Source organism: Thermomonas sp., from assembly GCF_041919455.1.
Lineage (GTDB): Bacteria > Pseudomonadota > Gammaproteobacteria > Xanthomonadales > Xanthomonadaceae > Thermomonas.
The window spans coordinates 25,621-46,471 of sequence record NZ_JAYRTQ010000020.1 but is presented as its reverse complement, the minus strand read 5'-3'; the positions used below and the strand labels follow the sequence as shown (position 1 = coordinate 46,471).

The window sequence follows — 20,851 nt, the reverse complement described above, 5'->3', positions numbered from 1 at the left end:
CACTGGGTTGTCTTCGTCGACGTAGTCTTCCAGCCGATCAGGGAGCAGAAGGCCTTGGGAACGATCAACTCCATCGACGAATCGCTTCATGCAGAGCACCCATCAACTGGTGCTTGAATCTTGCCAGGGACGGGGGAGTTTTCACACAGCCTCGGCTGATAGCAGCCATCACTAGCTGTGCGCCACCACCGTCTCCGGATCCACCGCCAGCTTGCCGGCGATCAACACGGCCTGGGTGCGGTTGTTGGCGCCGAGCTTGCGCAGGATGGCGCTCATGTGCGCCTTGATGGTGGCTTCCGACACGCCGAGTTCGTAGCCGATCTGCTTGTTGAGCAGGCCGGTGCCGAGCATCTGCAGCACGCGGAACTGTTGCGGGGTGAGTTCGCGCACGCGCGCGGCGATGGCGCGTTCGTCGTCGGCGATGGGCGCGGCAGCCAGTGCGGCATCGGGCACCCAGCGTTCGCCGTCGAGCACCTGTTGCAATGCGGTGGCCAGCGTGGCGGCATCGGAGGATTTGGGGATGAAGCCCATCGCGCCATGGTCCAGCGCGCGGCGCATCACTTCGGGTTCTTCGCGCGCGGACACCATCGCCACCGGCAGCTGCGGATGCGCGGCGCGCAGGTGCACCAGCGCGGAGAAGCCCTGGGTGCCGGGCATGTTGAGGTCCAGCAACAGCAGGTCCGCATCGGGTTCGGCATCGACCATCGCGTACAGCGCGTCGGCGTTCTCGGCCTCGCGGATGCGCGCGCCGGGCAGCAGGCGCAGTGCCACGCCGCGAAGGGCTTCGCGGAACAGCGGGTGATCGTCGGCGATCAACAGGGTGGTCATGGCGTCTACGGAAAAGGGGTCAGAGTGAAGTTTTTCGACATGGCTTCCGGACTTCGTCGAACGGGCTCGGCGAAAAATTCACTCCGACCCCTTTTCCTCGCCAAACGTGCTCGGCGAAAAATTCACTCTGACCCCTTTTTCCTCTCGTCAACTTCCTTTGCGATTCCGAACGAGCGAATCGACCACCGAAGGATCCGCCAGCGTGCTGGTGTCGCCCAACTGGTCGGGTGCGTCCTCGGCGATCTTGCGCAGGATGCGGCGCATGATCTTGCCGCTGCGCGTCTTCGGCAGGCCCGGCGCCCATTGCAAGTGGTCCGGCGAGGCGATCGGTCCGATCTCCTTGCGCACCCAAGCGACGAGTTCCTTGCGCAGTTCTTCGCTCTCGGTTTCGCCGGCCAGCAACGTGACGTAGGCGTAGATGCCCTGGCCCTTGATGTCGTGCGGGAAGCCGACCACCGCCGCTTCCGCAACCTTGGCGTGGGAAACCAGCGCGCTCTCCACTTCCGCGGTGCCGATGCGGTGGCCGCTGACGTTGATCACGTCGTCCACGCGGCCGGTGATCCAGTAATAGCCGTCCTCGTCGCGGCGGCAGCCGTCGCCGGTGAAGTACATGCCGGGATAGGTCTTGAAATAGGTATCGATGAAACGCTGGTGGTCGCCGTACACGCTGCGCATCTGGCCGGGCCAGGAATCCAGCAGGACGAGGTTGCCTTCGGTCGCGCCTTCGAGCAGGCCGCCGTTCGCATCGACCAATGCGGGATACACGCCGGGCAGCGGCTTGGTGGCGGAGCCGGGCTTGAGGTCGATGGCGCCGGGCAGCGGCGAGATCAGGATGCCGCCGGTCTCGGTCTGCCACCACGTATCGACCACCGGACAGCGGCTGTCGCCAACGGTTTCGTAGTACCAGCGCCATGCTTCCGGATTGATCGGCTCACCGACGCTGCCGAGGAGGCGCAACGATGCGCGTGAGGTGCGCTTCACCGGCTCCGCGCCTTCGCGCATCAGCGCGCGGATCGCGGTCGGCGCGGTGTAGAAGATCGTGACCTGGTGTTTGTCGATGACCTCCCAGAAGCGCGAGACGTTCGGGTAGTTCGGCACGCCTTCGAACATCACCTCGGTCGCGCCGTTCGCCAGCGGGCCGTAGACGATGTAGCTGTGGCCGGTGACCCAGCCCACGTCCGCCGTGCACCAGTACACATCGCCGGGCCGCAGGTCGAACACCAGCTCATGCGTGTACGCCGCCCACAGCAGGTAACCGCCGGTGGTGTGCAGCACGCCCTTCGGCTTGCCGGTGCTGCCGGAGGTGTACAGGATGAACAACGGGTCTTCCGCGTTCATGCGCTCGGGTTCGCAGGTGTCAGGCTGATCGTCGACCACCGCATCGAACCAGCGGTCGCGCGGCATCTGCATGTCGACCGCGCCGCCGGTGTGGCGCACGACCAGCACTGTTTCGACGGTATTGGTGCCGGGCATTTTCAATGCCTCGTCGACATTGCCCTTGAGCGGGATCTTCTTGCCGCCGCGCAGGCCTTCGTCGGCGGTGATGATCAGCTTGGTGCCGCAGTCCTGCACGCGGTCGGCGATCGACTGCGGGGCGAAGCCGCCGAACACCACCGAATGCACGGCGCCGATGCGCGCGCAGGCGAGCATGGCCACGGCTGCGTCCGGGATCATCGGCAGGTAGATGGTGACGCGGTCGCCTTTCTGCACGCCGAGATTGCGCAGCGCATTCGCGAGCTTGCAGGTGCGGGCATGCAGTTCGCGATATGTGATGCGCTGCGACGGCGCATCGGGGCTGTCGGGCTCGAAGATCAGCGCGACCTGGTCGCCGCGCGTGTCGAGGTGACGATCCAGGCAGTTGACGCTGGCGTTGAGCTCGCCGTCGGCGAACCAGCGGATACGGAAATCCTTGAGGTCGTAACTGACGTCCTTGATCTGCGTCGGCGCGCGATACCACTGCAGGCGCTGCGCGGCATCGCGCCAGAAACCGTCGGGATCGGCAGCGGCCGCGGCGCACATGCGCGCATACGCTTCGCCATTGATGCTGGCGTCGAAGGCGGGATCAACCGGATACAGGTCACTCATGTCATCGCTCCGTTGCAGGCGTGGTGCGGAGATACGGCCACGAACCAAGTGTGCCGCATCCATTCGCCTGCGTTGCTGCATGGGGCTTAGACGATGGTCGAAAACAGCCTGAATTGCGACGAAAGGCGAATGGCCCTGCCGCGGACCACGCGCGCAACCTCCAGTGGCCGTGAACACACAGTGCCCTGGGAGGGGACCACGATGACCATCAGGATTCCGCGTCGACCGCTGGCCCTGGCAATGTCGCTGGCCTTGCTGGCGCCCGGCATGGCGGTGGCGCAGACCGCGAAAGAACGCGAACTGGAAGCACGCATCGCGCAGCTGGAAGCGCAGGTGCAGGCGTTGGTAGGTGCGCAGCAACAGCAGCAGGCCAGCCTGGTCGATGCCAAGGCGCAGCTGGACCAGGTCAAAGTGGCGCAGGCCGCACCGGCCCCCGATCCGGCGAAGGCGATCCAGGGCACGCCGATCCTCACCGCCGGCAGTCCGAATGGCCGTTTCAGCTACGGCGGCTTCATCAAGGTCGATGCGATGGCGACCGACACCAATGCCGGCGAGATCGCCGACGGCAGTGCCGGCCGCATGTTCTACCTGCCCAGCGCGATCCCGGTCGGCGGCGCCGACGAATCGCATGTGGACATCGACACCCATGCGCAGTTCTCGCGCTTCTGGTTCGCTGCCGATGGCGAGACGCAGGGCCACAAGACCCGCGCCTACCTGGAGTTCGACCTGTTCGGTGGTGGCAGCAACCAGCTGGGCAACGAGGCCGCGACCAACACCCATGCGCTCACCCTGCGCCAGGCCTACGTGACCTGGGACAAGTGGCTGGCCGGCCAGACCTGGTCCAACTTCCAGGACGTGGCGGCATTGCCGGATGCGGTGGATTTCGTCGGCCCGACCGAAGGCACCACCTTCGTCCGCCAGGCGCAGTTGCGCTACACCAGCGGCGCGTTCTCGGTGGCGCTGGAAAATCCGCAGACGGTGCTCACCGGCTATCGCAGCACCACGCGCACCAACAGCGACGACGGCGCGCTGCCCGACATCAGCGTGCGCTGGACGAAGAAAGGCGACTGGGGCCATGTCAGCGTCGCCGGCCTGGCCCGGCAGTTGCGCCACGACACCGCCACCACCAGCGCGAGCGGCAACGGCTTCGGCGTGAGCGCATCCGGCAAGTTCAACATCGGCAAGAACGACGACATCCGCTACATGCTCACCGGCGGCCAAGGCATCGGCCGTTACGTGGGCTTCGCGCTGGGCGCGGACGGTGCGCTGGACGCGACCGGCTCCGACATCGAGGGTACCGGCGTGCTGGCCGGCTTCGTGGCCTGGCGGCACGTGTTCGATCCCAAGCTGCGGGGAAATTTGATGTTCTCGCGCGCGCAGTTCGACAACGACACCGACTGGACCGGCTTCGGCGTCACCGAATCCGCGCAATCGATCCACGCCAACCTGATCTACAGTCCGTTCCCGAAGCTCGACATCGGTGCGGAACTGATCTGGGGCAATCGCGAGGTGGAGAGCGGCGCCGATGGCGACCTGCGACGCCTGCACACCTCCATCAAGTACAGCTTCTGAGCCATCCACCGGAGAACCCGCATGTCCGACGCAATCGACCCCATGGTGGCCAAGACCGAGGCCCACCCGAAATACCAGGAACTCAAGCGCAAGCGCAACGGCTTGGGCTGGTTGCTGACCGTGATGATGCTGTTCGTCTACTACGGCTTCATCGGCCTGATCGCGTTCGACAAGGAGTTCCTGGCCAAGCCGATCGGTGCCGGTGTCACCTCGCTGGGCATCCCGATCGCGTTCGGCGTGATCGTGTTCACCATTGCCATCACCGGACTCTACGTGCGCCGCGCCAACGGCGAATACGACCGCCTGACCGCCGACATCCTGAAGGACGCCGCCCCATGAAGACTTCCTTGATGCGCATGTCCGCCACGCTGGCGACCATGCTGGTGTGCGGCACCGCCTTCGCCGCCGGCGGCGAGCTGGGTGCGGTCGACAAGCAACCCACCAACTGGGTGGCGATCAGCATGTTCGCGATGTTCGTGGTGGCCACGTTGTGGATCACCAAATGGGCCGCAGGCAAAACGCGTTCCGCCTCCGACTTCTACACCGCGGGCGGCGGCATCACCGGTTTCCAGAATGGCCTGGCGATCGCCGGCGACTACATGTCCGCAGCCTCGTTCCTGGGCATTTCCGCGATGGTGATGTCCAGCGGCTTCGACGGCATCATCTATTCGGTGGGCTTTTTGGTCGGCTGGCCGATCATCACCTTCCTGATGGCGGAACGCCTGCGCAACCTCGGCAAGTTCACCTTCGCCGACGTCGCCGGTTATCGCTTCAAGCAGACGCCGATCCGCGCCTTCGCCGCCTCCGGCACGCTGGTGGTGGTGGCGTTCTACCTGATCGCGCAGATGGTCGGCGCCGGTGCGCTGATCAAGCTGCTGTTTGGTCTGGAATACTGGATCGCGGTGGTGATCGTGGGCGTGCTGATGATGGTCTACGTGTTGTTCGGCGGCATGACCGCGACCACCTGGGTGCAGATCATCAAGGCCGTGCTGCTGCTGACCGGCGTGACCTTCATGGCCTTCATGGTGCTGTCGCAGTACGGCTTCAGCCCGGAAGCGCTGTTCGCCAAGGGCGTGGAAGTGAAAACCCAGCTGGCCGCAGCGGCCGCGACATCACCGGAGGAAGTGGCCGGCGCGACGCAAAAGGGATTGTCGATCATGGGGCCCGGCGGCTTCATCAAGGACCCGATCTCGGCCATTTCGTTCGGCATGGCGCTGATGTTCGGCACCGCCGGACTGCCACACATCCTGATGCGCTTCTTCACCGTTCCCAACGCGAAGGAAGCGCGCAAGTCGGTGTTCTGGGCGACCACCTGGATCGGCTATTTCTACATCCTGATCTTCATCATCGGCTTCGGCGCGATCACCCTGGTGCTGACCAATCCCGAGATGGCCGATGCCGGCACGATCAAGGGCGGCGCAGGCGCGGCCAACATGGCAGCGGTGCTGGTGGCCAAGATCGTCGGCGGCAACGTGTTCTTCGGCTTCATCTCGGCGGTCGCGTTCGCCACCATCCTGGCGGTGGTGGCCGGCCTGACCCTGTCCGGCGCGTCGGCGGTCTCGCACGATCTGTATGCCACTGTGTTGAAGAAGGGCAAGGCGGACAGCGCCGCGGAGCTGAAGGTCTCGCGCATCACCACCTTGGCGCTGGGCGTGGTCGCAGTCCTGCTGGGCATCGCGTTCGAGAAGCAGAACGTGGCCTTCATGGTGTCGCTGGCCTTCGCCATCGCCGCTTCGGCCAATTTCCCGGTGCTGATCCTGTCGCTGCTGTGGAAGGACTGCACCACCCGCGGTGCGGTGATCGGCGGTTTCCTGGGGTTGATCTCCTCGGTCGTGCTGACCTTGGTCTCGCCGTCCGTGTGGGAAGCCACGCTGGGCAATCCGGCGGGATCCGCATGGTTCCCGTACACCTCACCAGCGCTGTTCTCGATGGCGATCGCCTTCATCGGCATCTGGTTCTTCTCCATCACCGACCGCAGTGCACAGGCGACGAAGGAACGCGCGGCGTACAGGGCGCAGCAGGTGCGTGCCGAGACCGGCCTGGGCGCCAGCGGCGCATCGGGTCACTGATCCCACCCTCCCCCGGGGATGCCCGACGCCGGCAGCAATGCCGGCGTCTTTTTTTGTCGAACCCGCGAGATCCTAATTCGCGGGCCAACCGCGCCGCTGCAACGCCAGCCAGCACAGACCCACGGTGGTGGCATCGCCCAGCGCGGTATGACGCGCGATCATCGGCACGCCCAACGTCTCGGCGATGTGGGCGAAGTCCAGGTTGACCGGTGCATCCGGTCGTTGCCGGCGCTGCAAGATCGCCACTTCACCGCCCAGGTCGACGACCGGGTTGGGCAATGCGAATCCGGCCAGCGCACGCACGTGCGGCGCCAGCATGTCCAGGTCGAAGCCCAGGTAGTAACCGAGCAGGCGCCGGCTGCCCAACCACTGCAGGAAATCGCGCACGACATCGGTGACCTGTTCGCCGCTGCTGGCTTCATCGGGGGTGATGCGGTGGTGGCGGATGGATTCGATGCCGAACGCACGCGCGGTGTGCACGCGTCGCTCGAAGCGCTCGGACAATCGCAGGCGACCATCGCGCACCGGCACCGCGGCCAGGCTGAGGATGTGATCCTTCGCCGGATTCATGCCGGTGGTTTCCAGGTCCAGGCTGACCCATTCGCCATCGGCGGCCGCTGCGAACAGGCCGCCCCATTCGCCCGCGCCGTGGCGGCGCCGCATCCACCAGCGCGACAGCGGGTGCATGTCAATCGCCCAGGTGGAACACGCCGCGCACGTGCTGCTGGAACGCCTTGACCACGCGCAGCGCGTCGCGCAGCAGCTCGCGGTCCAGCCGGCGCAGCGACGTGGGTTGCACCAGGTTATCGGGTACGCCGCCGGCATCGAGCGTGGCCAGTTGCGCATCCAGCCGCAAGCGTTGCAACACCGCCAGCGTCTGCGCCAGGTCGCGGCCCAGCGTGGCATCCAATGCGCCAGCCTGCATCAACGCCTCGCAACGGGCAAAGCTGTTGCGTTGGGCAATCCCGTGTTTCAACGCCAGACAACGCAGGCCATGCACGATCGGGAAGATGCCGCCGCGCTTGAGCTCCAGCCCGCGTTCGCCCTGGCGCAGTTGGCCAAAGAACGACAACGGTGCCTCGAACTGCAGGACTGCCGCCGCCATCGCGTGCAACAGGCGTTCGTCGCCGCCAAGCGCCTGCATCTGCGCATCCAGCGGCGCGAACAACGCGGCATTGCCGGCCACCGGCCGCGCATCCAGGGTGATCGAAAGATCCATCGCGGCCTGCGCGTCATGCTGCGAACGCCAACCGTTGAGGCGGTGTCGCCACTGCGTCGTGGTCATCCGCCAATGCGGATTGGACACCATCACGCTGCCCGGACAGGGCGGATAACCCACATCGCCCATCGCCTGGCTGAAACGCGCCATGACCGCATCCAGTTCCGGCGCGTCGAGCGCATCGTCCACCACCAGCGCGTTGTCCTGGTCGGTCTTCAACAGTTGTTCGCGGCGGCCTTCGCTGCCCAGCACCAGCAGGCAGATGCGGCCCTGCATGTCCTGCGGCACCAGCAACGCGAACAGCCGCGCCATCACCCGGCTGTTGAGCGCGCTGACCAGTTCCATCAATGCCGGCATGCGCACGCCCTGTGCGTGCAGGGTGCGCACCAGCCGGGTCATCCCGCGCGCGGCATCGGCTACGTCCTCCAGCGTGCGCGCACGCGCCAGCCGCAAGGTGATCAGGTGCGAGTGGCTGGCGTAGTGCGACAGCACTTCGGCCATGCCCAGGGTACCGACGATGGCGCCATCCTCGCGCACCGCCACGCGTTCGATATGCCGCTCGGCCATCGTCACCAGCGCCTGGAACAGCAGGTCGGTGGTCTGCTGTACGATCAACGGCCGCGTGGCCAGCGGCCCCACCGGTGCGTCCACCGGCAGCCCGCGCAACGTGAGTGCATCCAGCAGGTCGGTGCGGGTGACCACGCCCGGCTCCGGATGCGCCGGGTCGTCCACCAACAGGCATTCCACGCGTTCCTCGCGCAGGCGTGCACTGGCGTGGGCGATGCCGATGCCGGCCGGGACGCGCACCACCGGCGCCAATTGCGCCGCGCCCACCTGGGTGACCATCAGCTCGGCGAGTTCCGATCCGCGCGCGCGATCCGCGAGCCGGCCCTTCACTGCGAGGCCTTCCTGGAACCAGGCGGCGAAGGCGGGATAGTCCGTCAGCAAGGTGCGGAAGACCTCCGCCGGAATCAGGAAGCTGACCACGTCGGTGTCCGCGCGATAGCTGTGGCGCGCACGCCCAGCCATCACTGCCCACGCACCGAAGATGTCGCCGGTGCCGTAATCGGCGAAGCGCTGTTCGCGGCCGGTGGCATCCAGGTCGAAGGCGTGCACCTGGCCCTTGAGGATCACCACGACGTGCCCGGACGGCGCGCCTGCGGTGATGATGTCCTCGCCGCGTGCGTGATACGCCATGTCCACGTGCGCAGACAGGCGTACGCGACCGGCATCGTCGAGCACGTCGAACGGCGGCTGGCCAAGGTCGAGTCCGGGCGCGGCTTCCACGATCCCTCCGCGGGGCATGATCCCCCGATTGTGGCAGTCGCGGCGCGCAGGCGGCCATTCGACCTTGGCCGCATGCGCCCGGACTGACTTCCTGCACATGCCCGCACGACGGATCGGCGCAGGATGCACGGGCCATCCACGCAAGGTCTTGCCCATGCGTTCCACTTCCCTTCGACGTGCCGCACTGGCGATGGCCGTCCTCGCAACACTCCCCGCCTGCGACCGCAGCACCAGCGCCACGCAAGGTGCCAGCCAGCAGCGCGACCGCTGGAAGCGCGCGATCGGGGCCACCGACGGCGCGCTCGGCGATGCCATCGGCCAGTTGTACGTGAAGCAGTATTTCCCGGCATCGTCCAAGGCCAAGGTCGAAGGCATGGTGAGCAACATCCTGGCCGCATTCCGCGACGGCGTGGACAAGCTGGCGTGGATGTCGCCGGAAACGAAGAAGATCGCCAAGGCCAAGGCGGACACCATGCTGGTGGGCGTGGGCTACCCGGACAGCTGGCGAGACTAGTCGTCGCTCGAGGTGAAGCGTGATGATCCGCTCGACAACCGCCTGCGCGCGGAGCAGGCGGAGTACCGCCACCAGACCGCCAAGCTCGGCAAGGCACCCGACCGCAAGGAATGGCGGATGACCCCGCAGACGGTCAACGCGGTGCAACTGCCGCTGCAGAACGCGATGAATTTCCCGGCCGCGATCCTGGAAGCGCCGTTCTTCGATCCCAAGGCGGACGATGCCGCGAACTACGGTGCGATCGGCGCGGTGATCGGCCACGAGGTCAGTCACGGCTGCGACGACCTCGGCAGCGAGTTCGATGCCGAAGGTCGCCTGCGCAACTGGTGGACGCCACAGGACGCCGCGCACTTCAAGGCCGCCACCGACAAACTGATGGCGCAATACAACGGCTACGAGGCATTGCCGGGCCTGACACTCAACGACGAACAGACGCTCGGCGAGAGCATCGCCGACGTGGCCGGCCTGCAGGCGGCGTACACCGCGTACCACGCGTCGCTGGACGGCAAGCCGGCGCCGGTGATCGACGGACTGACCGGCGACGAACGTTTCTTCCTCGCCTTCGCCCAGGCATGGCGGGCGAAATTCCGCTGCGAATCGCTGCGCGCGCAGGTGATCGGAGGTGGTCACCCCCCGGCGCGTTGGCGTGCACTGACCGTGCGCAACATCGATGCCTGGTACGAGACGTTCAAGGTCCCGGACACCGCGACGCTGTACCTGACGCCCGAGGAGCGGGTGAAGATCTGGTAATCGCAGCACGACCGCCGCATGCGAAGGCGCCCGGCAATGCCGGGCGTTTCGTTTTCCGCTGCGGCAGCGCCGATGCTGCCTCGCACGTGCTCGTGCTGTCGCTCAGAGATCGAACCCGAAGCCGCCGCCCACGGAGGATTCGCCGCTGGCGAAGCTCGCGCCGAACGAGAACGAACCGCGGTCGCCGATGCGCTTGCCATAGCCGATCGACACTGCGCCCTGCCCGCCCTGCGCGCCGACGCCAAGCGCGATGCGGCCCTTCGCGGAATCGCCGTTCGCCGCGTTCACCGCCATGTGGGTCATCGCGCTGCCCATCGCACCGATCTGGTCGATGCGGCGATCGGTCTGGGCGAAGCGCGTGTCCACCTGCTGCCTGTACTGGGTGAAGCTGTCGGTCCATGCCGCGAACCTGGCGTCGGTGTAGGCCTTCGCCGAGGCCAGCGTCTGCGTGGCGGTGGTATCGGTGTAGGTCTTCGATGCCGCCAACGTGGCCGCATCGCCGGCATCGGCCAAGTCCTGCGCGGCCTCGAACTTCTTCTGCACGCCGGCATTCAGTTGCACGCTGGCCTGCTCGAGCTGGTGCAGGTTCACCGCATCGGTGGGGTCGGTGCCGGCGGCGAGGTTCTTGATCTGCTGGTTCTGCGCGTCATGGGCGAAAGCCAGCGGTGGCAGCGAGAGGGCCAGCAGCAGGGCGGCGGCGAGCGGGACAGGACGGTGGCGAAGGCGCATCGGGGGGATCTCCGGGAAAGCGCCTGACTGGCGCGGTCCCGGGGATACGCGGCGATGCGGCAAAGCCTGACATCGACACGATCGATTTACCTGCGCAACAAACGCCTGGGCTGATTCGATCAGCCGCGCGAATGCGCGCGTGCGCATTCGCCGAGCCACCGCTGTCCGAGCCGCTGCTGCCAGGGCTCGGCCCGCCTGGAGTCGGTGAACTGCGCCACCTTGTCCTGCAATCCTGCATCGCAGGTGCTGCGCGCCATTGCAACCTGCTCCAGGTCACCGCGGACCTCCGCGGTGTAAGCAGCACCCCGCACCGCGCGAGCGCGAGCGAGTGACGCGCGCGCCTGGTCGGTCCTGCCCAGCATCAGCAGCGCGACGCCGCGCAGGCCCGCCAGGTCGGCGTGGGTGCTGTGGCCCGCGCTGAAGGCGTTGGCGGCCAGTCTTTCCAGTTCGTCGATGCGCACCAACGCATCCTCCGGGCGATCCTGGGCGAGGTCGAGCGCGGCCAGTTCCAGTTGGACGAAGGCCAGGCGCGGATGGCCCAGCCCGTAATGCTGGCGCGCACGCACGACCATCGGTTCGAGTCGCGCGCGTGCTTCCGGCAGGCGGTCGAGCCGGCGCAGGGTGACGCCCAGTTGCGCGCCGACCATCAATTCGCTGTCGGTGTTGCGCTGTCGCAGTTGCATCGCGGTGGCTTCGGCTTCGGCCAGCCAGGCATAGGCACGCGCGTGCTCGCCGGCTTCGTTGGCGGCGGCAATGGCGTTCAGCAGGTTCTTGAGGTGCGCGTCGGTCGCGTTCGGGCCCAGCTTGCGGCCCAGCGCGACCGACGCATCGAACTGCGGCCAGGCGCGATCGGGCTGGCCGTTGACGAAATACGCCAACCCCAGGGCCGATGACGTCTTCGCGAACGTCGGGCCATCGGCCAGCCCGGCGCTGACCAGGAGACGGTGCGATGCCTGCGCGTGCTCGAGGAAATGGCGCGGGTCGTCCTGGAAATAGTGCGCCCATGCCTGCACCCGCAGCGCTTCGGCCAGCGCCTGCGGATTGCCGTCGCGACGCAGCTGGGCGACGGCGCGCTGCTGCAGTTCCAGCGCGCGCGGGTATTCGCCGAGCTCGTTGTGCACCTGCGCCAGCGCCTGCCAGATCGCGCCGACCGCAGGCGGCGATTGCGCGCCGGCGACGGCCTCCTCCAGTTGCGTCTCGCCCTTGCGCAGGAGCTCCCGTGCGCTGATCTCGCCACCGCGGGTGGCGGCCGGGCTTGCGGCGCGGAACAGGGTGACCAGGTAGCCGCTGACCGCCTGCGCGGCATCGCGCTCGCGTTCCGCCTGCGCGCGATCGACGGCGGCCTGTCGCTCGGCGGCGACGGCGCGCGCGCGTTCGCGTTCGGTATGCCCCAGTGCGTTGCTCAGGCTGTGGAAGTGGAAGCCGAGCAACGCCAGGCCGGCGACGCCTGCGGCGAGTGCCGGCCACCAGCGGCGCGCGGCGCGGCGCAGGCGGTAGCCGCGCTCGTCGCGACGTGCCTGCACGGGATTCCCGCGGAGCCAGCCGCGCAGGTCATCCGCCAGGGCGCGTGCACTCGGGTAGCGCTCGTCCGGATCGCGCGCGGTGGCCAGCGCGATGATGCTGTCCAAGTCGCCACGCAACTGCCGCTGCAGGCCTTCGGGCGTGGTGCCGCGCCCGCGCGCGAGTGCATCGACCGTCGCCGGCGACTCCCGGCGCAGGCGCGCGACCTCGGCCGACATGCGCGCGGCGCTGCCGGCGCGCGGCAAGCCGGAGAGTAGCGCTCGCGCCACCAGGCCGAGCTGGTAGACGTCGCTGGCGGTGGTGACCGGATCGCCCTGCTGCTGTTCCGGCGCCGCCCAGGCCGGGGTCATCGCATGGGTCTGCGTGCGCTCGCCGTCGTCCTCGTCCAGCAGGCGGGCGATGCCGAAATCGAGCAGCTTGGCGTGACCTTCCCCGTCCACCAGGATGTTCGACGGCTTGATGTCGCGATGCACGATCAGTTGCCGGTGCGCATGGTCCACTGCATCGCAGGCCTGTGCCAACAATTCCACGCGACGCGCCAGCGATGCGCCCTGCGCGTCGCACCAGGTGGCGATGTCATCGCCACCCACCAGCTCCATCGCCAGCCAGGGCTTGCCGGCATCGTCGATGCCGCCGTCCAGCAACTGCGCGATGTGCGGGTGCTGCAGTCGCGCCAGCACCTGCCGCTCGCGCACGAAGCGCGCGGCCAGCGATGCGTGACCGGCCCAGATGCGCTTGATCGCCACGTCCTTCTCGAACGCGCCATCGACGCGGCGCGCGCGGAATACTTCGCCCATCCCGCCCTGGCCAATGCGTTCGAGCAACTGGTAGGGACCGACGCGCTGGTCGAGCGGCGCGTCGCGCAGGTCGTCGTCCGCCACCCGCGACAGCAGCGTTTCCACCCGCGCCCGCAGTTCCGGCTCGATGCCAGCCAGCGCCGTGGCGCGTGCCGATGCCTCCATGTCCAGCAGGTCGCGGACCAGGCGCAAGGCGCGTTGTTCGAAGGTGGCGTCGGTCGTGGTCATGCCAGGGTCTGTCGATGCTGGACGGGATACGCAATGCGATGCCGCTGCATGACATCGCCCATGCGTCAATCGCCCAGCCGGTCCTTCAGCCATGCGCGCGCGGCGGCCCAGTCCCGATACACGGTGCGTTCCTCCAGTTCCAGCATCGCCGCTACTTCGGCCACGCTCAGGCCGATGAAGTAGCGCAGCTCCACCACCTGCGCCATGCGCGGCTCCAGCGCCGCGAGTTCGGTCAGCGCCGCGTCCAGCTCCGGCAGGCGGGTCTGCTCGGGGATCGGCAGGTCCAGCGCGCGGGTGAAGTCATCGCGCAGCCAGCCGCCGCCATGCTTGTCGGCATTCGCGCTGCGGGCGCGGTCCACCAGCAGCTGGCGCATCATCCGCGCGGCGGTGTTGTAGAGGTGCGCGCGGCTCTCCAGTCGCTGCGGGACGTCGCGGTCGATCAGCTTCAGCAACACGTCGTTGACCAGCGCGGTGGCCTGCAGGGTGTCGTGCCCCTGCTGCCGGCCCAGCTGGATGCGCGCGAGCCGACGCAGCTCCGCGTAGACCTTGGGCAGCAGCGCGTCCAGCGCGCCGCCGTCGCCTGCACTCCAGCGCTGCATCAGTTGCGTGATGTCGTCCGTCGATGACATGGAAGGCGGCTGGCGGGGGATGCCGGATGATCCATTGCCACCGGCACAGGGTCAATTCGTCATGGCGCGTCCTGCATGTCGTGCAAGGTGCAGGCCCGCGCGCGGCGACGCTGTGTCGCGAGGGCGGTCACGATCAGCGGTCCGCTGCTGCCGCCGTCCGCCTGCTGGGCCAGGTCGCTGCGTGTTTCCGCCCGGTCCCAGGCCAGCCAGGCGCGCTGCGCCGTGCGCAACGCATCGGCGCGCATGTCCTTGCCGAACTGTTGCATCGCGTCGCGATACAGCCGGTTGAGTTCGCCATCCCACCCCTCGAAGGCCGCGGTTTGCGCATCGTGCATGTCGACGGTGACGCCGCCGCTCGCCTCCATCGCCAGCGCGTGGGCAGCATCGAGCGGATGCGCGCTTGGCAGCCCGCACCAATGATCTCCAGCATGGGCCGTGCCGGCGAGCAGCAGGAGCGGGATCGCGAAGGCCTTCATCCCGCCAGCACGCCAAGCAACACGCCCGTCGCCAGCGTCAATCCGGCCAATACCGCGAGCAGCGCTGCGCCGATGCCGGCGACGGCGGCGAGCGGATCCGGCATCTTCCGCTGCAATGCACGGCTCATCCGCAGCGCCGACCATGGCGCCGCGAACAACGCCAGCAGCAGGCACCCGCCCACGCCACCCACCAGCACCTTGCCTTGCGCGGTGTTGAAGCCATTGCCGGCCAGCAGGGCCAGCACCATCCATGCAGGTGCCAACACCAGCATGCAGGCGAAGGTGATGCCGGCGGCGACGCGCGGCGCGCTCATCGGGCCTGCACGTAACTGAGCAGGTCGATGGCCTGGGTGTCCTTCGGGTTCCACGACAGGAACGATTCGCGCCCGGTGAACACGTAGCGCTTGCCGGCCTGCAGGGCACCCCCCGGCATCAGGCCCTCGGTGCGCGGATCGAGGTAGAGCACCACGGTCAGGCCTTCATCGCTGCGCACGTGCACCGCCTTGGCCGGACGACCGGCGGTGACGCGGTCGCCATCCACCCAGACCGCCTTGATCCCGGGCTTCGGCGCGAGATCCACCACGGTACCGCCGAAGCGCACGATCTTGTGCCAGACCTTGCTGTCCTGCGGACGCAGCGACTGCCCGTTCTCGGCCTGCGACTGCTTCAGCATGTCGCCCAGGCTCTGGTAACGCACCGTCCACTCCCAGTCGTCGGTGTCGCGACGGATGTGGTCGGCGGCCAGCAGCATGTTCTCGGTCCAGTTGCCGCAGGCGTTCTTGCGCTTGCACTGCGGCCACGCCGACTCGATCCAGCGCTGCAGTTGCGCAGCCTTGTCCTGGTGCGCCATCTCCAACGCCACCCCCGGCCCCATCACCGCCGCGGCCTGACCCTGGTCGGGCGCGAGCACCAGCACCGCGCCGTTGCCCACGTCCAGCTTGCCCACGCGCAACTGCCGCATCATCGCCCAGCCGTATTGCTCGGCGGTCATCCCATGCAGGTCTTTCACCAGCATGGTCACGATCTCCACGCCGTGCTGTTTGGCGTGGTCGTACATCTGCCGTTCCGCGTCGGCCACGATCTTCGGATCGAGGATCCCGTACTCGTCGTAGACGAATTGCGTGCCCTTGCTCGGCAACGCGTTCGCATCGGGCGTGGGCAGCACCACCGCGGTGGACGATGCCGATGGCGGCACGGGCGCTTGCGACGGCGTGGCGGTCGGGATCGCGGGCACGGCGCCGATGTCGATGTCGACGGCCGGTTCTTGCGCCACCGGCGATTGCGCGACGGTGCCCCCGATGCCGGCGGCCGGCGCGCTGCCGGGCGCGCCGCTGGCGCAATCGCCTCGACCGGTCTGCCGGCATGCCGAATCCCAGCCATCGCCGACCGCCGCTGCGCGCTGGCTGCGTCCCGGGTGGGTGCTGTCGCCGGGCACCGCTTCCGGCACCAGCGTGTTGATGGCCTTCAGCGTGTCGCTACGGCTCGCGCCCATCTTGTACAGCACGAAGCCGCTGAACTTGTCGGCCTCCAGTTCGATCGGGGGCTGGCTGCCGCCGGGCTGGATGGTGTGGCCGGCAAGGTGGTGGCCGGCTTCGTGGGCCATGATGCTGACCGCCGACCAGGGATTGCCGCCGGTTTCCCGGCGCACCAGTTCGATGAACCGCGGATTGAATGCGATCACCCGGTGCGGCAGCTTCTGCTGGTCGAGCAGGATTGCCGCCGCGGCGTTCGGCACATCAGCTTCGGTCACGTCGAAGTTCTGCGGCAGGCCGGTGAACGCCATCACCTGTTCGATCATGTCGCGGCAGTCGCGTGGCGCCGCGCCGCCCATGCCGAACTGCACCGGACGACCATCGTAGGAACAGGCCTGCAACGTATCGGCGATCTGCGCCGCGACCAGGTTGGCATCGGCCGTCGTGCGCGCGGCTTGCGGCGGACTGCCTGCCGCTTCGACCGCTGGGGCCTTGCCGCAGCCCGCGGCGGCCAGCACGGCGAAGGCCAGGGAGGAAACACGCATGCGAGAAAGGTTCATGGAGATGTCCGATGCAATGAAAAAAGAAAAAGACGGATCAGCCGGAGTGCGCAAGCACGACCTGCTGGATGAAATGCCCGTAGGCGAACAGCAGCACTTTCTTGGCGAGGAAGAACACCGCGAGCGCGGCGGCGATGCGCCATGCGTCGCGCCGCCAGTCGAGGCGGAAGAACTGCACGCAGGCGATGCCCACCAACGCGAGCTCGAGCGGCGTCATGTAGTACGCGGACGCCCGCCGCCACGGCGGCGCCCAAGCATCCGCATCGAGGAACAACAGCGGCAGTAGGTTCAGCAGGTTCGCCACGATCACCACGAACTGCACGTACAACGCCAGCACCAGGTGCTCGACGAGGTTGTAGTCCAGGCGCTTTGGCAGCACCACCCGCGTCGCGATGACGATGGCGAACAGGCCCAGGCTGAACGACCAGCGCGCCCAGTCCGAGACAAGTTGCATCTGCGCGGACAGCGTGGTCTGGCCTGCGGTGAGATAGCCGGTCCTGTCCAGCACCACGACCAGCAGCGCCACCGCAAACAGCAGCAGCTTCAATGGATGCACATGCCGCTTGCGCGCACCCAGCACGTATTCGCGGGCCACCAGCCCGGGCGCACGCACCAGCCGCAATGCCGCATGCACGATCGCCAGTTCGAACACCCGCCAGCTCTGCCAGGCCTCGTCCCACACGTCGCGCCGCGAGAACCGCGCCACCGCCTTCTGGCCACAGGCACCGCAATGCGGGGTGTGGCGTTCGATGCCGCAGTTGCGGCAGAGCGCGGCCTCGAAGTGCGCGTCGTCGAGCGGCGCATCGGTCTGTGCGAGCTGGATCGCACTGCCGCCCGGCACCAGGCCGCGCAGCATGTCGCGCGTGGTGGCACGAATGCGTGCACGCAATGCGCGGCTCGTCTTCGGGATGCGGGCGGCGTCGGCCATGTGGCCTCCGGGACTGGACACCGGGGATACGCGCCAACGTGGACGTTCCTGACATGCGGCGGCGACGAACATGCGTCCTGCTCCCGCCTTCCTTCCGCGTCAGGGAATCCCGCCGGCCCGCGTATCTCCCCTGCCACCATCCACTGGAGAACCTCCATGCGCCTGCTTGCCGCCGCCACGCTGACCCTGCTTTGCATCGCCGCGCATGCCGCCGATGCGCCCACCCCGCGCGTGCTCGCCCCCGGCGTGCTGTCCACCGGCGACGACGAATGGGGTTTCACGATGAGCCCGCAGGGCGATGCGCTGTGGTTCAACAAGGCCGACCGCGGCTATCGCGTGCAGGTCATCATGGAGTCCACCAAGGGAGCGGATGGCCGCTGGCAGGCACCGCGCGTGGCGGCGTTCTCCGGCCAGTACCGCGACATCGATCCCGCCATGAGTCCCGATGGCCGTTATCTGGTGTTCGCGTCCAACCGGCCTGTGCAGGCCGGTGGCGCGCGGCGCGCGGATTTCGATTTGTGGCGGGTGGATCGCTTGCCGAGTGGCGGCTGGAGCGAGCCACGCCACCTCGGCGATGCGGTCAACAGCCCCGGCTCGGAGACCAACAGTTCCATTGCGGCGGACGGCACGCTCTATTTCGCGGTCTCCGGACGAGACGGCGTCCTCGGCCAGCGCGACCTGATGCGCGCGCGCGCCACGCCGGACGGCTATACCCGCGCCGAGCCCCTGCCCGCGCCGATCAACACCGACGCCGACGAATCCAACCACTGGATCGCGCCGGACCAAGGCTACCTGCTGTTCCTGTCGAACCGGCCCGGCGGCATCGGCGAGAACGACCTGTACATCAGCGTCCGCGACGGCGACAGTTGGAGCACGCCACGCAACCTGGGTGCACCGTTCAACCGACCCGGTGCCAGTGGCGTGTTCACGCCCTTCGTCGATGCGACGGGGCGCTGGCTGTACTTCGCGGAGCGTCGCAGCGTGATGGAGCCATTGCCGGAGCGCCCGCTGTCGACCTCGGAACTCGACGCCTACCTGCGCAACGCCGGCAACGGACAGGGCGACCTGTACGTGATGCCTTGGTCGGCGGAAGCGTATCGCTGAGCGTCACCGCGGACGGGCAACTCGGAAGTGCGGATTTGACAACTGAGATTATCTGTATATATTCGCTATATACAGTTGCTCGGGCCGTGCATGCGCAACCAATTACTCCTCTCCCCGCACAGCAGCGCGCCGATGTACGCGCAGATCGTGGAGCAGGTGGTCGCCAAGGTGATGTCCGGGGCATGGCAGGCCGGCGCTCCGCTGCCGTCGATCCGCGAGCTGGCGAGCGACTGCCAGGTCAGCGTAATCACGGTGAAGCGCGCCTACCTGGAACTGGAACGCTCGGGAGTGATCGTCACCCGCCACGGCAAGGGCTCGTTCGTCGCCGATGCACTGGATGCGACGCGCGGCCTGGCCACCGCGGAATTCGATTCGCTACTGCAGGGGCTGCTGGACGCGGCCGCGAAACTCGGACTGAACCGCGACGCCCTGCTCGAGCGTGTCGGCGACGCATTCGACGCATCGACATCGACAGACAAGGGAACACCGGCATGACTCCCGCCATCGCGCTGACCGGCGTGCGCAAGCGCTACGACGACTTCGCCCTGCACGACATCGACCTCACCCTGCCGCGCGGCCAGGTGATGGGCCTGGTCGGCGTCAACGGTGCGGGCAAGTCCACGCTGCTGCGCCTGCTGATGGGGCTGATCCGCGCCGATGGCGGCGAGGTCCATGTGCTCGGCCAGCGCCTGCCGCAGGCGCAGGTCGCGGTGAAGCGCGAGATCGGCTATGCGTCCGACGACATGCGCCTGTATCGCGGGCAGACCCTGCGCTGGCATATGGACTTCATCCGCAGCGTGTATCCGCACTGGGACGAGGCGTACGCGCAGACCCTGCTCAGGCGCTTCGACCTGCGGCCGCAGCAGGCGCTGCGCGGGTTCTCGCACGGGCAGCGGGTCAAGGCCCTGCTGCTGCTGATCTTCGCCCGCCATCCGCGCTTGTTGCTGCTCGACGAACCGACCACCGGGCTGGATCCGGTCGCCCGCGGCGAAGTGCTCGATGCCATCGCCGACGTGCTGCGCGACGAGGAACGCTCGGTCCTGTTTTCCTCGCACAACACCGCCGACATCGAGCAGATCGCCGATTCGATCACCTTCCTGCACGGCGGCAAGGTCATCGCCTCGCGCGACAAGGAATCGTTCCTGGACGGCTGGCGGCGCATCGTCTGCCGCGGCGCGATGACGGATGCGGTACGCGCCCTGCCCGGCATCGCCTCGGTGCGCGACAGCGCGCCGCTGGTCGAACTCAAGACCGGCGCGTTCGATGCATCGACGCTGCCTGCATTGCAGGCGCTGGGACTGACCGTGGAATCGGTGGAACCGATGCCGCTGGAAGACATCTTCGTCACCACCGTGCGCAGGAGCCACAACGCATGAACGGGTTCGGTAGGAACTGGTTTGCATCGGATGCCGCGATGGTCGGCAAGCTGATCGTCAAGGACTGGCAGGTCTACCAGAAGCAGCTGGCCGGGTACGTCGCCGGCCTGCTGCTTGCGCTGGGGCTGGTCGGCACGGGCACGCCGCTGGTATCCGCGGCCGGCGGCCTGTTGCTGCTGGTGCTGCTGATCGTGGTGGGAATGTTCGCGATCGCATCCTCGATCATGGCCGAACGCAAGGAACAGACCCAGCCCTTCGTGATGAGCCTGCCGGTGACGCCGATGGATGTGTTCTGGGGCAAGCTGCTGGCCAACCTGGTCATCTTCCTGGCGCCGTTCCTGCTGGTCAGCGGCGGCCTGCTGGCGCTGGTGCTGACCACGCCGCGCCCGGACGGCGCGGTACCTTGGGTGATCGTGGTCGCGTTGTTCATGCTGGCCCAGTTCTGCCTCTCGCTGTGCATGGTGATCGCGGTGGATTCCGAAGGCTGGAACGTGTTCGCGATGCTGGCGCTGATGACCCTGATCGGCCCATTCCTCTATTGGGTCACCTGGATGCCGGGCATCCGCGAGCACCTGCAGGGCGATGCCATCGTCTGGAGCCCGCAGGTGCTCGCCCTGATCGGCGGCGAACTTGCGGTGATCGGCATCGGTATCCTCATTGCCGCCTGGGTGCATGCGCGCAAGGCCTCGTTCCTCTGAGCGCAACGC

20 protein-coding genes are annotated in these 20,851 nt (G+C 67.5%); 9 read left to right on the top strand and 11 right to left on the bottom strand.

What is annotated here, in order from left to right; genetic code table 11:
• Positions 1 to 171: 171 nt before the first annotated feature.
• Both ACE3T8_RS12605 and acs read right to left on the bottom strand, forming a co-directional pair.
• Positions 172 to 828 (bottom strand): response regulator, encoded by a 657-nt coding sequence (locus ACE3T8_RS12605; RefSeq protein WP_374609549.1) that lies wholly within the window; start codon positions 826 to 828, stop codon positions 172 to 174.
• A 147-nt stretch (positions 829 to 975) separates the two neighbouring features.
• Complete coding sequence (gene acs, locus ACE3T8_RS12600) at positions 976 to 2,913, bottom strand: acetate--CoA ligase (protein WP_374609548.1); 1,938 nt, start codon at positions 2,911 to 2,913, stop codon at positions 976 to 978.
• A 201-nt stretch (positions 2,914 to 3,114) separates the two neighbouring features.
• On the opposite strand from acs, the gene ACE3T8_RS12595 reads away from it, so the two are divergent.
• Genes ACE3T8_RS12595 through ACE3T8_RS12585 form a run of 3 tightly spaced genes read left to right on the top strand, consistent with a single transcriptional unit; the run spans position 3,115 to position 6,554 of the window.
• Positions 3,115 to 4,485: a DcaP family trimeric outer membrane transporter gene (locus ACE3T8_RS12595; protein WP_374609547.1), complete on the top strand. Its 1,371-nt coding sequence runs from the start codon at positions 3,115 to 3,117 to the stop codon at positions 4,483 to 4,485.
• A 21-nt stretch (positions 4,486 to 4,506) separates the two neighbouring features.
• Positions 4,507 to 4,824, top strand: a complete 318-nt coding sequence (locus ACE3T8_RS12590) for a DUF485 domain-containing protein (protein ID WP_374609546.1) — start codon at positions 4,507 to 4,509, stop codon at positions 4,822 to 4,824.
• Between the two features lie 11 nt (positions 4,825 to 4,835).
• Positions 4,836 to 6,554, top strand: coding sequence for a cation acetate symporter (locus tag ACE3T8_RS12585; protein WP_374609554.1), 1,719 nt, complete (start codon positions 4,836 to 4,838; stop codon positions 6,552 to 6,554).
• A gap of 72 nt (positions 6,555 to 6,626) precedes the next feature.
• On the opposite strand, the gene ACE3T8_RS12580 is transcribed toward ACE3T8_RS12585, so the two are convergent.
• Both ACE3T8_RS12580 and ACE3T8_RS12575 read right to left on the bottom strand, forming a co-directional pair.
• Entirely contained in the window at positions 6,627 to 7,241 is a 615-nt protein-coding gene (locus tag ACE3T8_RS12580) for an exonuclease domain-containing protein (protein WP_374609545.1), read from the bottom strand.
• A gap of 1 nt (position 7,242) precedes the next feature.
• On the bottom strand, positions 7,243 to 9,078 hold the full coding sequence (locus ACE3T8_RS12575) for a putative nucleotidyltransferase substrate binding domain-containing protein (RefSeq protein WP_374609544.1): 1,836 nt from the start codon (positions 9,076 to 9,078) through the stop codon (positions 7,243 to 7,245).
• Positions 9,079 to 9,214: 136 nt separating this feature from the next.
• On the opposite strand from ACE3T8_RS12575, the gene ACE3T8_RS12570 reads away from it, so the two are divergent.
• Together ACE3T8_RS12570 and ACE3T8_RS12565 are read left to right on the top strand one after the other, a co-directional pair.
• Positions 9,215 to 9,574 carry a hypothetical protein gene (locus ACE3T8_RS12570; protein WP_374609543.1) on the top strand — a complete coding sequence of 120 codons (360 nt, stop codon included), beginning with the start codon at positions 9,215 to 9,217 and terminating at the stop codon, positions 9,572 to 9,574.
• Between the two features lie 12 nt (positions 9,575 to 9,586).
• Complete coding sequence (locus tag ACE3T8_RS12565; protein WP_374609542.1) at positions 9,587 to 10,324, top strand: M13-type metalloendopeptidase; 738 nt, start codon at positions 9,587 to 9,589, stop codon at positions 10,322 to 10,324.
• A gap of 102 nt (positions 10,325 to 10,426) precedes the next feature.
• On the opposite strand, the gene ACE3T8_RS12560 is transcribed toward ACE3T8_RS12565, so the two are convergent.
• The 7 genes from ACE3T8_RS12560 to ACE3T8_RS12530 form a co-directional block, all read right to left on the bottom strand.
• Positions 10,427 to 11,053 carry a hypothetical protein gene (locus ACE3T8_RS12560; protein WP_374609541.1) on the bottom strand — a complete coding sequence of 209 codons (627 nt, stop codon included), beginning with the start codon at positions 11,051 to 11,053 and terminating at the stop codon, positions 10,427 to 10,429.
• A gap of 119 nt (positions 11,054 to 11,172) precedes the next feature.
• Positions 11,173 to 13,599, bottom strand: coding sequence for a protein kinase (locus ACE3T8_RS12555; RefSeq protein WP_374609540.1), 2,427 nt, complete (start codon positions 13,597 to 13,599; stop codon positions 11,173 to 11,175).
• A 65-nt stretch (positions 13,600 to 13,664) separates the two neighbouring features.
• A complete protein-coding gene (locus ACE3T8_RS12550; RefSeq protein WP_374609539.1) occupies positions 13,665 to 14,228 on the bottom strand; it encodes an ECF-type sigma factor in 564 nt (187 codons plus the stop codon).
• A gap of 59 nt (positions 14,229 to 14,287) precedes the next feature.
• A complete protein-coding gene (locus ACE3T8_RS12545; RefSeq protein WP_374609538.1) occupies positions 14,288 to 14,704 on the bottom strand; it encodes a lysozyme inhibitor LprI family protein in 417 nt (138 codons plus the stop codon).
• A complete protein-coding gene (locus ACE3T8_RS12540; RefSeq protein ID WP_374609537.1) occupies positions 14,701 to 15,018 on the bottom strand; it encodes a hypothetical protein in 318 nt (105 codons plus the stop codon). Before ACE3T8_RS12540 ends, ACE3T8_RS12545 begins: the two co-directional genes overlap by 4 nt.
• Complete coding sequence (locus ACE3T8_RS12535) at positions 15,015 to 16,721, bottom strand: TPM domain-containing protein (protein ID WP_374609536.1); 1,707 nt, start codon at positions 16,719 to 16,721, stop codon at positions 15,015 to 15,017. Before ACE3T8_RS12535 ends, ACE3T8_RS12540 begins: the two co-directional genes overlap by 4 nt.
• A 52-nt stretch (positions 16,722 to 16,773) precedes the next feature.
• Entirely contained in the window at positions 16,774 to 17,664 is an 891-nt protein-coding gene (locus ACE3T8_RS12530; protein ID WP_374609535.1) for a DUF3667 domain-containing protein, read from the bottom strand.
• Positions 17,665 to 17,820: 156 nt separating this feature from the next.
• Here ACE3T8_RS12530 and ACE3T8_RS12525 point away from each other — a divergent pair, with 156 nt between their 5' ends.
• From ACE3T8_RS12525 to ACE3T8_RS12510, 4 genes are all read left to right on the top strand, one after another.
• The gene (locus ACE3T8_RS12525) at positions 17,821 to 18,768 is read left to right on the top strand and encodes a TolB family protein (RefSeq protein WP_374609534.1); all 948 of its coding nucleotides are present in this window, start codon (positions 17,821 to 17,823) and stop codon (positions 18,766 to 18,768) included.
• Between the two features lie 132 nt (positions 18,769 to 18,900).
• Complete coding sequence (locus ACE3T8_RS12520; RefSeq protein WP_374609533.1) at positions 18,901 to 19,263, top strand: GntR family transcriptional regulator; 363 nt, start codon at positions 18,901 to 18,903, stop codon at positions 19,261 to 19,263.
• Positions 19,260 to 20,144: an ABC transporter ATP-binding protein gene (locus ACE3T8_RS12515; RefSeq protein ID WP_374609532.1), complete on the top strand. Its 885-nt coding sequence runs from the start codon at positions 19,260 to 19,262 to the stop codon at positions 20,142 to 20,144. Before ACE3T8_RS12520 ends, ACE3T8_RS12515 begins: the two co-directional genes overlap by 4 nt.
• Entirely contained in the window at positions 20,141 to 20,842 is a 702-nt protein-coding gene (locus ACE3T8_RS12510) for an ABC-2 transporter permease (RefSeq protein WP_374609531.1), read from the top strand. Before ACE3T8_RS12515 ends, ACE3T8_RS12510 begins: the two co-directional genes overlap by 4 nt.
• The last annotated feature ends 9 nt before the right edge of the window (positions 20,843 to 20,851 follow it).